This window comes from Neptunomonas sp., from assembly GCF_041601355.1.
Classification (GTDB): domain Bacteria; phylum Pseudomonadota; class Gammaproteobacteria; order Pseudomonadales; family Balneatricaceae; genus Neptunomonas.
Window position 1 is genome coordinate 1 of the sequence record NZ_JBFIIH010000130.1, and the last position, 10,570, is coordinate 10,570.

At 47.0% G+C, this 10,570-nt stretch carries 12 protein-coding genes and 1 pseudogene; 11 read left to right on the plus strand and 2 right to left on the minus strand.

Annotated elements, in window-relative coordinates; translation table 11 throughout:
* Positions 1 to 181 (plus strand): annotated as a pseudogene (locus tag ABY436_RS16470) (lipoprotein-releasing system ATP-binding protein LolD); the annotation flags it as partial.
* Between the two features lie 35 nt (positions 182 to 216).
* Here ABY436_RS16470 and ABY436_RS16475 read toward each other — a convergent pair.
* A complete protein-coding gene (locus ABY436_RS16475) occupies positions 217 to 738 on the minus strand; it encodes a DUF2062 domain-containing protein (RefSeq protein WP_372740023.1) in 522 nt (173 codons plus the stop codon).
* A gap of 76 nt (positions 739 to 814) precedes the next feature.
* On the opposite strand from ABY436_RS16475, the gene ABY436_RS16480 reads away from it, so the two are divergent.
* The 9 genes from ABY436_RS16480 (at position 815) to ABY436_RS16520 (ending at position 7,837) form a co-directional block, all read left to right on the plus strand.
* Entirely contained in the window at positions 815 to 3,124 is a 2,310-nt protein-coding gene (locus ABY436_RS16480) for a DNA internalization-related competence protein ComEC/Rec2 (protein WP_372740024.1), read from the plus strand.
* Positions 3,125 to 3,184: 60 nt separating this feature from the next.
* A complete protein-coding gene (locus ABY436_RS16485) occupies positions 3,185 to 3,808 on the plus strand; it encodes a MotA/TolQ/ExbB proton channel family protein (protein WP_372740025.1) in 624 nt (207 codons plus the stop codon).
* Between the two features lie 12 nt (positions 3,809 to 3,820).
* Positions 3,821 to 4,240 carry an ExbD/TolR family protein gene (locus tag ABY436_RS16490; RefSeq protein WP_372740026.1) on the plus strand — a complete coding sequence of 140 codons (420 nt, stop codon included), beginning with the start codon at positions 3,821 to 3,823 and terminating at the stop codon, positions 4,238 to 4,240.
* Positions 4,241 to 4,243: 3 nt separating this feature from the next.
* Positions 4,244 to 5,275, plus strand: a complete 1,032-nt coding sequence (gene lpxK, locus ABY436_RS16495) for a tetraacyldisaccharide 4'-kinase (RefSeq protein ID WP_372740027.1) — start codon at positions 4,244 to 4,246, stop codon at positions 5,273 to 5,275.
* Positions 5,268 to 5,456, plus strand: coding sequence for a Trm112 family protein (locus tag ABY436_RS16500; RefSeq protein WP_372740028.1), 189 nt, complete (start codon positions 5,268 to 5,270; stop codon positions 5,454 to 5,456). Before lpxK ends, ABY436_RS16500 begins: the two co-directional genes overlap by 8 nt.
* Positions 5,457 to 5,465: 9 nt before the next feature.
* Positions 5,466 to 6,221 (plus strand): 3-deoxy-manno-octulosonate cytidylyltransferase, encoded by a 756-nt coding sequence (gene kdsB, locus ABY436_RS16505; protein ID WP_372740029.1) that lies wholly within the window; start codon positions 5,466 to 5,468, stop codon positions 6,219 to 6,221.
* Between the two features lie 59 nt (positions 6,222 to 6,280).
* Positions 6,281 to 6,862, plus strand: a complete 582-nt coding sequence (locus ABY436_RS16510; protein WP_372740030.1) for a cysteine dioxygenase — start codon at positions 6,281 to 6,283, stop codon at positions 6,860 to 6,862.
* Positions 6,863 to 6,934: 72 nt separating this feature from the next.
* The gene (locus ABY436_RS16515) at positions 6,935 to 7,447 is read left to right on the plus strand and encodes an RNA methyltransferase (protein WP_372740031.1); all 513 of its coding nucleotides are present in this window, start codon (positions 6,935 to 6,937) and stop codon (positions 7,445 to 7,447) included.
* A 183-nt stretch (positions 7,448 to 7,630) separates the two neighbouring features.
* Positions 7,631 to 7,837 (plus strand): cold-shock protein, encoded by a 207-nt coding sequence (locus ABY436_RS16520; RefSeq protein ID WP_028468790.1) that lies wholly within the window; start codon positions 7,631 to 7,633, stop codon positions 7,835 to 7,837.
* Positions 7,838 to 8,003: 166 nt separating this feature from the next.
* On the opposite strand, the gene ABY436_RS16525 is transcribed toward ABY436_RS16520, so the two are convergent.
* Positions 8,004 to 9,092, minus strand: coding sequence for a murein transglycosylase A (locus ABY436_RS16525; RefSeq protein WP_372740032.1), 1,089 nt, complete (start codon positions 9,090 to 9,092; stop codon positions 8,004 to 8,006).
* Positions 9,093 to 9,435: 343 nt separating this feature from the next.
* On the opposite strand from ABY436_RS16525, the gene ABY436_RS16530 reads away from it, so the two are divergent.
* On the plus strand, positions 9,436 to 10,524 hold the full coding sequence (locus ABY436_RS16530) for a hypothetical protein (protein WP_372740033.1): 1,089 nt from the start codon (positions 9,436 to 9,438) through the stop codon (positions 10,522 to 10,524).
* Positions 10,525 to 10,570: the final 46 nt, after the last annotated feature.

Genomic DNA, 10,570 nt, shown 5'->3' on the forward strand with positions numbered 1-10,570 from the left:
CACAGGAAACCTGGATAATCATACGGCTAATGATGTTCAGGACCTGATGTCGCGTTTGAATCAGGAGTTTCGAACGTCTTTCATTATTGTCACTCATGACGCTGAATTGGCACATCGTATGGATCGGGTTTTAGAGCTCAGAGACGGAGGGTTGCACTCGTTGACAAGGGCCACTGCTTAAGCGCTGCTAGTGCTGATACTAGTGCTTAATAATGGTTACTTAAGTTGCTCATTCTTACCTCTTTTAGACCATGACCTGCGCACATGCCATATCCAGAATGATGAAGCAATAAAATACGCGATTACGCTGAAGATAGCGCCGCAGAATACAGAGCCTGTTAATAAGGGCCACCAGATAGCGGAGAGGTCGTGGTATAGTGCTTCATAAGTGAACTTCAGTTCAATATCCAGTGTTGGTGTATTCAACAAATAAGTACCGACCACGTAGGTAAAATAAAATATCGGCGTTATCGTCAGGGGGTTTGTGATCCAGACCAGGCCGACGGAGATTGGAATATTACTTCTGGCAAGCAGTGCAAGTACCGCGGCGATAATCATTTGCATCGGCACGGGTAAAAAAGCACAAAACACACCAACAAGAAAAGCTCTTGCAACAGATTTACGTGTTAAGTGCCACAATGATGGATCGTGTAGATGACTACCAAGCCAGCTAAGATGTTTATGGTTTCGCAGTATTGACTCGTCGGGCAAGAGTTTCTTGATAATCTTCCGGGGCATAGGAAGTATACTTCATCAGAAAAAGATAACACTATTATGCACAGCGTAGCTGTGTAAGCCAACACAGAGATCAAGGATGATCATATATATCACAGCTTTTGCTATCGTAGCCTGGCTTCCGGTGCTACCGCCACTTATCTGGCTCTCTCCCTTGCCCGTTTTGGGGCTGATCATATTTCGTTATTTTCCAGCGGGTCGCGTCAGGCTACTCAGCTTTTTTATCGGGCTCGTTATCGCACTGCTATACGGGCACTTTCAACTGATGCATCGATGGAGTGTTGATGATGCAAAAGTGCTTTGGCGAGTTGCCGGTGTAGTTGAGGGTCTTCCTCAGCATGAAGGTAAGCAAGTGCGTTTTAGTTTGCGCGTCAATAACATTCAATCTGAATCTTCTGGCGGGTTAGCTAGTGAGTTACCTGTCGAGTCATCAAGTCAGCTATCCGGTCAGCCTAAGCATCAACCGCGGATTATCCGCTTGAGCTGGTATCGGGCTGACCGTCATATACAACCCGGGGATCGCCTGGTGTTGGATGTGAAACTACGACCAGCGCATAGTTTCTGGAATCCAGGAGGGTTTGATTACGAAAGGTGGACGCTAAGCCGCAATATTGATGCCGTTGGATATGTGAAGGTATTTCTTGAGCAGCAAGTGGCGTCCTCTTCCTCCATAGACTTAATCCGCTTTCGGTTGATCACTTGGCTGGCCGGGCGTTTTAGCGAAGAGCCGGTCGTTTCTTCGACCTTGCAGGCGTTGCTGATCGGGGATAAGAATGCTCTCCGGGAGTGGCAGTGGCGTTTGATGCGTAATACAGGAACAACGCATCTGATGGTGGTCAGTGGTTTACATATCGGTGTTTGTGTGGGGCTGGGGTGGTGGCTGGGACGTTTGCTTTTCGTTGGTTTGTTTCGGGGTAGGGAACATTCAGTTGCTCATCAGTGGCTGCCGGTGATTGCGGCTTTGGGGTTAAGTGGTTTGTATGTTGGCTTGGCTGGCTTTAGTATCCCGACGCAGCGTGCGTGGGTTATGGCTGCTGTATTGTTGGGGGCGCAATTATTAATGCGGCGTCCTGATGTCTGGGCGCGGTGGTGGTTGGCCATGGCGGTTGTGCTGACTTTACAGCCGTTAGCCATACATGAAATTGGATTCTGGTTGTCTTTCAGTGCGGTGGCTGCCTTATTGTTTCTGGTGACGATAAGGCAGGTAAAAGCGCCCTTGATGATTTTACTAAAAAGTCAGTGGTGGATTTTGTGGATATTAAGTCCGTTGTTATTGTTGTTTTTCGGGCAGATGTCGATGAGCTCGCCGTTGGTTAATATGCTGGCGATTCCCTTCCTTTCTTTGTTGCTCATGTTGACTATGCCTGCTCTGTTAATGGAAAGCATCGGTATCCAGTGGGGGCTGGATGTTGTCGGTGTGCTTATTCAGGGATTATGGGCGAGTCTGGCCTGGGTGGATGGGCTGAGTGATCAGTGGGTGCTGGACTTACAGCCGCCGGGCATAGTTTCTGTTGTATTTGCGGGGCTGGGTGCGGTGATGATATTGCAGCCTGTCAGTAGCAAATTAAAACTCGTGGGTGTGTTGTGCTGGTTGCCGGTATTTATGCCACCACCAGACAGCATCGAATCAGGCAGATTCAAGGCGGTCGTGTTTGATGTGGGGCAGGGTACATCTGTCTTAATACGAACCCATCAGCATGTGATGTTATATGACACAGGGGCGGCGTATGCCAATGGTAGTAATGCCTTTGAGCGAGCTGTCATGCCTTATTTGAAACAGCAGGGGGTTAATTATCTGGATAAGCTTATCGTCAGTCACGACGATAATGACCACGCCGGAGGTGTCAGTATAGTTTCTCAAACCCTGGGCATTGGTGTGACTCAAAGCGGTATGCCTGCCGCCTTACCGATTCCTGCAGAATTTTGTAAGCCGGGCATGACGTGGTCGTGGGATGGTATTGAGTTCGCTTATATCCATCCTGAGCCTGCAACAAATGCGACAGATAATGACCGTTCCTGTGTATTAGAAGTACGTAGTTCGCAGTGTAGCTTATTGATAACCGGTGATGCGGGTCTGAAAGTTGAAACGCAATTGGCCGAGAGTTTGTCGCCTGTTAGCTGGTTAGTGGCGGGTCATCATGGTAGTCGTACATCAACCGGAGATACGCTGCTTGACGCAGCAAAACCTGACAGTGTGCTGGTATCTGCCGGTTTTCTTAATCGTTACGGCCATCCGCATGCCGATGTGGTGTCGCGTATTAAGGCGCATGGCAGCAGGATTATTCGAACCGATAAAAAAGGTGCTGTATTGCTTGAAGATGCTGGCGAAGCAGGCTGTCGGCTAGAGACATGGCGGCAAAAAGAAAAACGTTACTGGTCAGCGAGTTGAGAACGTACTCCAATGCATTTCAGTATGTTAAAGTAGCCCGACATTAAAGGAGAGTTAATCGTGTTTGAATTGATCGCATCTGGTGGCTGGCTAATGATTCCTATCATTGGTTGTTCGGTTTTGTCTCTTGCTATCTGTCTGGAGCGTTTGTGGGAGTTGCGTGCCAGAAAAATCGCCCCGCCAGAGCTGATGAAGAATGTCTGGGGTTGGCTGAAAAGTGGTGCAATGACAGCCGAGCGGATGAAAGAAGTTAAGAAGGGCAGTCCTTTGGGGCAGATCGTTGTGGCGGGCCTGAATAATGCGCGTCATGGGCGTGAGATTATGAAAGAGAGCATCCAGGAAGCTGCTTCCCAGGTGATTCATGAGCTGGAGCGTTTTTTAACCGCACTAGGAACGATTGCGGCTATTGCGCCCTTGTTAGGTTTGCTGGGTACCGTTATCGGTATGATTAAGGTATTTACCGAAATCATGATACAGGGAACGGGCAATGCTGCGGTTTTAGCGGGAGGGATTTCAGAAGCCTTAATTACGACGGCATCAGGTTTAGCCGTTGCCATACCAACATTGATTTTCCATCGACATTTTCAGCGTAAAATAGATTCGCTTGTCGTTGAGATGGAACAGCAGGCAGTCAAACTGGTTGAAGCTGTTCATGGTGAACGTGAAGTTGATCATGATAATTAGCGGAGACTTGTTGTGAGATTTCAACGTCGCAATAGAGAAGAGGTAAGTGTTAATCTGACGCCACTTATCGATGTCGTGTTTCTCTTGTTAATATTTTTTATGGTGTCGACCACCTTTACTAAAGAGACTCATCTGGAGATTGATCTGCCCGAAACCACCGCTGAGCCTGTCTCCGGGGATCTGCCGAAGGCGATTGAAATTATTATTGATGAAGAAGGACAGTACAGCGTTAATGGTTTGCCGCTGATTAATACTCAGGAAAAAACATTGCGCCAGGCAATGCTGAAATTAATTGTTGATGATAAAAAACCGCCGTTGGTTATTACCGCTGATGCTAAAACCCCGCACCAATCCGTTGTCACTGCTATGGATGTTTCCGGGCGCTTAGGCTTTGAAAAGCTCAGCATCACTACCAAACAAGCAGCCGAATAACCGATGAGTATGCTTGAAAACGCCTGGTATGATGGATCTCGCTGGCCATTGCTCTTGTGGCCATTAGAAAAGCTTTTTATCAGCATATCTCAGCGTCGCAGGAAGCAGCAAAGCCTGCGGCAATGGGTCTCTCCCGTACCTCTGATTGTTGTCGGAAATATTAATGTTGGTGGCACCGGCAAAAGCCCGCTGGTGATCGCTTTGATTCAATGGTTGCGTGATCAGGGCTACAGGCCCGGTGTTGTCAGTCGTGGGTATACAGCCAGTCCCGGGGCCTATCCTTTTAGTGTGACTTCACAGTCAAGCGTTGAGGAATCGGGTGATGAACCTTTAATGATAGTGCAACGCACTCAGGTTCCTATGGTCATTGATCCTGACAGAGTGCGTGCTTGCCGGCATCTATTGAAAATGCATAACTGCAATATCATTATCAGTGATGATGGGTTGCAGCATTATGCAATGGGTCGCGATGTTGAAATAGTCGTCATTGATGGCAAGCGTGGTTTAGGTAATGGTCATTGCTTACCTGTCGGGCCGTTGCGCGAGTTGCCTGACCGTCTGCAGCATGTTGATATGCTAATCGTTAACGGCGTCGGTGGTTATGAGCATGAAAAGGCTATCACTATGCAATTGGCAGTAACGGGTCTGGTCAGTCTTAAGGATGGCCAGCGTCATGATGTTGCAATGTTAGTGAATGCAAAAGCGAATACCGAAGTGGATGCAGAAGTGAAAACAAGAGTGCATGCAGTCGCCGGTATCGGTAACCCGGGTCGCTTTTACAATACACTAAGACAAGCCGGTCTGTGGCCGATTGAGCATAGTTTTCCTGACCATCATTTATTTCAATTGTCTGATATTACATTCGATGATGCGCTTCCTGTTATCATGACCGAAAAAGATGCCGTCAAGTGTGCATTGTTACCATTAAGCGCCCCTGCTTACTATTTACAGGTAGATGCGCAGTTACCCGCTAAATTTAGTGAGCAGTTAATGCAATTGCTCCAAAATGTAAAAGAGAGTGAGACAGATGGATAAGAAATTACTGGATATTCTGGTTTGCCCGGTATCAAAAGCACCGGTTGAGTACAATGCTGAGACAAACGAATTGATCTGTCGTACCAGTGGTCTGGCATACCCTGTCCGTGATGAGATTCCGGTAATGCTGGAAAGCGAAGCACGCACATTAACCACAGCAGAGCGTCTTAAGGAAAAATAGGAGCTGGTCATGGGGTTCAGCGTTATTATACCGGCACGGTATGCATCTACACGTTTTCCAGGAAAACCGTTGGCAGATATTGCAGGCAAGCCGATGGTGCAGCATGTTTATGAGCGGGCTTGTCAAAGTGAAGCAGAGCGAGTCATTGTCGCAACAGACGATGATCGCATTGCAGATGTGGCGCGTAGTTTTGGTGCCGAAGTTTGCATGACTAAAGCAGATCATCCATCAGGTACAGACAGGCTGCAGGAAGTAGTGCACTCGCTGGGTTTTTATGCGGATGATATTGTTGTTAATGTTCAGGGCGATGAGCCGTTAATACCGCCGCGTGTTATTAATCAGGTTGCACATAACCTGAAAGCTGAGCCAGAGGCTGGTATTGCAACATTGTCTGAGCCCATTGAGGACTTAGCTTCGCTGTTAAATCCTAATGTGGTGAAAGTTGTCACGGATGCACGTGGCATGGCGATGTATTTTAGCCGCGCGCCCGTTCCCTGGCCGCGGGATGAGTTTTCGGCCGATCAGCAGCGGATGCCTGCATGTTATAGCTGGCAACGGCATATTGGCATCTATGCCTACCGGGTGAAGATGCTTAATGAGTTTGTTCGCTGGGCACCTGCACCGATAGAAGAAACTGAGTGTTTAGAACAACTGCGTGCTATGTGGAACGGGGCGAGGATTCACGTAGAAGTCGCTGATGAGTTACCCCCTGCCGGTGTGGATACGCCGGAAGATCTTGAAAGACTGCGCTTATTGTTCGCATAGCACTATGGGTAATTTTGTAATTCATTTGCATTCGCTTAACCTTGTTATAGAGATCCATCATGCTGAATCAGGCAAGACTTAAAGTATTTATTCAGGACTTTACTCGCCTTGTTGATAAGGTCCGCGGTGATGAGCAACAAATCTTCATTGCCGGAAAAGCGCTGCTGCAGTCCCTTGTTGCTCATGATGACTGGCTGCCAGCGGTGTTTGCTCAATCAGATCCGGATCGATACCAGCAATTTTTATTGCATTGTGACCCTCTCGAGCGTTTTTCAGTAGCCAGTTTTGTATGGGGTCCCGGACAGAGCACGCCAATACATGATCACACCGTATGGGGTATGGTCGGTGTTATGCGCGGTGGTGAGGTTTGTGAGGAATTTACTAAAGAATACGAAACCGGCCAGATGCTTGCTACAGGCAGGCATGTGATGCAGGTGGGAGACGTTGATCTTGTATCGCCGCGTGTGGGTGATATTCACCGGGTTTCAAATGCATTATCAGATCAGGTGTCGATTAGTATTCATGTGTACGGTGCCAATATTGGTACGGTAAGTCGGCATACCTATGACATTGGGTCGGGTGCGGCTCAGACGTTTATATCAGGTTATACAAACGCGGTTGTTCCTAATGTCTGGGGGTGAAAGCGGCTTCTGCTACGTGGGTTGGTTTTTGAATTAATTTGAAATGACTTTTATGAAATGGCTTTACTGCATATGAAAGATCACAATGTCTGTATCGGGTTAAGTAACCCCAAGAGTCCGGCAAACGTGGGCGCGGTTATGCGTGCGGCAGGTTGCTACCAGGTCAGCTCTGTATTTTATACAGGCGAGCGATATACGCGGGCTGTGAAGTTTAATACGGATACCAAGGATGCCCGTAGCAATATTTCATTGACGGGTGTTGACTGTTTGTTGGGGCATATTCCGCAGAATTGCAAAATTGTCTGTGTAGAGTTGGTGGAGGGGGCAACCCCTTTACCTGAATACCAGCATCCGGAAAACGCTTTTTATATTTTCGGGCCTGAAGACGGGACGTTGGAGCAGCGTGTGATTGATCAGGCCGATGCTGTGGTTTATGTACCCACGATTGGTTGTATGAATCTGGCAGCGACGGTTAATGTTATTCTGTACGATCGGCTTGCGAAATCGGCATCAACACTTGCAAATGATGAGTTAATTCGACAAAGCCGTGATACTAATAATAAAGTAAAGGTGAATCTGCTTTGACTACGTCGCGAAGCTGTATATAATTAGCTTAGCTTGAAAGTACGACTTATATTTATGTGTTCCATTTCGATCTTCTTTGTTGAGTGCTCGTTCTGTTTTCATAAGTAGTAGCAATATTTCCAGCTTTATCGCTTTCTCATAAAGAGATAGCTTCCAATACTCATGATTTGACAGGATATTATTATGTCTACAACAACTGGCACAGTAAAATGGTTTAACGAAGAAAAAGGTTTTGGTTTCATCGAGCAGGAAAATGGTCCTGATGTATTCGCTCATTTCCGCGCTATCGCGGGTGACGGCTTCAAGACTCTGGCTGAAGGTCAGAAAGTTGAGTTTACTGTTACTCAGGGTCAGAAAGGCCTGCAAGCAGAAAACATCGTAGCGCTATAATTTTAGCCGCTATGAAACGGGAGCTTTCAGAGCTTCCGTTTACCTGTTTGTTTAATGCATCTTTTTAATATACGTTATTTCATAGATGTCTTTAAATAAATAGGAAAAAAAGGGTAAGACTTAAATGTCTTACCCTTTTTTTATGTCCGCTTTTCGGTGATGGCGTTTATTTGCAGCTCGCTGTAATTGCCTGCTTGGTTTTAGGCAACAGAGCATAGATGCTACCGGTCTGCTTCATTTCTCCTGCCAGCTTTTCGGCGCGCTCCCCGCGTCCAAAAAACATATCTGCGCGTACGGGGCCATTGATTGCACCGCCAGTGTCTTGAGCAAATACGAGTCTTTGGTAGGTCTCATTACTGCCAGGCAGTGTTGTAGTGATCCATAAAGGTGTTCCTAGCGGTATTATTTTTCTATCTACTGCGGCGCTGCGTTCTGGCGTCAATGGTACGTTTAAGGATCCTCTGGGGCCGAACTCAAGGTCTTTTCTTACGTTAAAGAAAACATAGCTGGGATTTTGGTTCTTAAGTATGTCTGCTTCTGCAGGATGAGAAGACAGCCACTGTCTGATGGTATCAAGCGATACCTCCTCACGTGTTAGCTCGCCTTGTTCAATCAGCTTCTTGCCAATGGCAACATAGGGATGGCCGTTTTGGTCAGCATAACCAACGCCGATCATGCTGCCATCGGCTAGCTGAATACGCCCTGATCCCTGAATATGCAGGAAAAAAGCTGCATCTGCATCATCAACCCAGAGAATCTCCTGCCCTTTGAGTGGCGAGTCGCTGTTATCTATCTCTTGGCGGCTGTAATAGGGGATGACAGTGTTGCCCTCTATCCGCCCGCGCACTCGTTGATCCTTTAACTCAGGAAAGCGTGAGCCTAGCTTAACCGTAAGCATGTCTTTTGGGGGTTGATAGAGAGGGTAGTTGTAACGTGGGTTGGGTTGCATGCTGCCATTGAGGGTGGGTTCGTAATACCCGGTGATGAGGCCTTGGTTTTTGCTTGCTGTTCCAATGATGTTGTGTGGAATGAAATGCTCTTCGAAGAAATCACGCATTTCATCATCTGTTGTCAATGGGAGGGTATCGATGGCGCTGCAGATGGTTTTCCACTCAGGCTGAGATTTGCTGAGCCTGGGGCACTGTTGCCTGAGTGCAGGCAGTGCTTCGCTAAGAGTGTCTTGTTGCCAGCCCGCGAGGGTATCCCAGCATATCGCCTTGTTAATACCGGCAGTAATTTCTGGAGGCGGGCTCACAGTGCTACAACCATTCAGAAGTATAAGGAGGCTGCTACTGAGAAATAGACGAGGGGAAAAAAAGCGACGTGTCACGCGGGTAAACATTTTTAATATTCCTATTTAATAGTCCTGCCAATGTACCGTAGGCCTGCATCTTGCTTGCTTCTTAATAGCGTTGCAATAGCTATGCTGAATTTGATGAGAGTTGTGTTCGAAATGGGCCGGTCGGCTGCTTTGGACGGTATTAATATGCCGCAGGAAAGAGATGTGAGGCAAAGTTTGACCGCAAACAGAAGACAAATACAGCCAGAAAAATAGTTAGGGAAAAAAACAGCCAGGAATAAACAGGTAGGAGATATTTATGATTATTGAGAAAAGTATAATTTCTATGAGCTCGGAGCATCAGAAGTCAGAATCGGTTAGTTTTATCCAAGAGGGTAATCTATCCGGTTTTGGGCAGCAGTTCGTTCAGGCCAGCTTGCTATCAGGTGAGGCTCTGGCAGTAAAGGGGCTCTCCGGTGATGCATTGGGTGCGGAGCGAGGTGCTGCTTTTTTAGTGATGACAGAAAATGGCTTGCAGTTTAGTTCTGTCGATGAGCAGCGTGCTACGCAAGTGCAGCAAAGCTTGACTCAGGCAAACCTGTTTAAGGCGCTGTTTGAAGCCATAACCGGAACTGAGCTGCCTGTTGAAAAAGCGGGTTTTATGGTGAGTGATAATGTCATTGAGGATTTTTCAGGTGGGCGGGTGCAGCGATCTGCGGCAACTGATTTTCTGTCAGAAGTTAAAACAGTCAAAATGACGGTCAATCTGTCGCGTTCCGTTGAAGAACACGAGATAACCCGTTTTAATGCAGGTGGTATTGTTAAAACATCGGACGGTGTTGAAATTGGATTCAACATGGCGATGACAATGGAGCGGCATTACTCGTCGACAGAAACGTCTGGTTTTACAAAAGAGGTGCATTTTAAAGACCCTTTGCTGCTTAATTTTGATGGTAGCTCCGCGCAGCTGTCAGATGCCTCTTTTGAATTCGATATCGATGCAGATGGTGAGTCTGAGTGGCTTGGTTATTTGGCTGGTGCTAGCGGTTGGTTAGGGTTGGATAAAAATAATAATGGTAAAATTGATGATGGTTCTGAGTTATTCGGAGGTAAGACGGGTCAGGGATTTGAAGAGTTAAGTCGTTATGATGATGATAGAAATGGATTTATTGATTCGGCCGATAGTGTCTTTGATGATCTGTTAATCTGGAATAAAACCTTGCAGGCCGATCAGTTATTATCGTTAGGGGAAAGTGATGTGGGGGCGATTTATACGGGATCTGAAAATTCCCCTTTTGACTTAAAAGGTGATAATAATCAGGTTATTGGGCGCGTTTCTAAAAGTGGAATATATCTTACGGAGGCCGGCGATGTGGGTTCTGTGCAGCAGGTCGACATGGCGGTGTGAAGATAGACATCTGTGAAAATAACTTATTTAAATTCTTCATACCCGG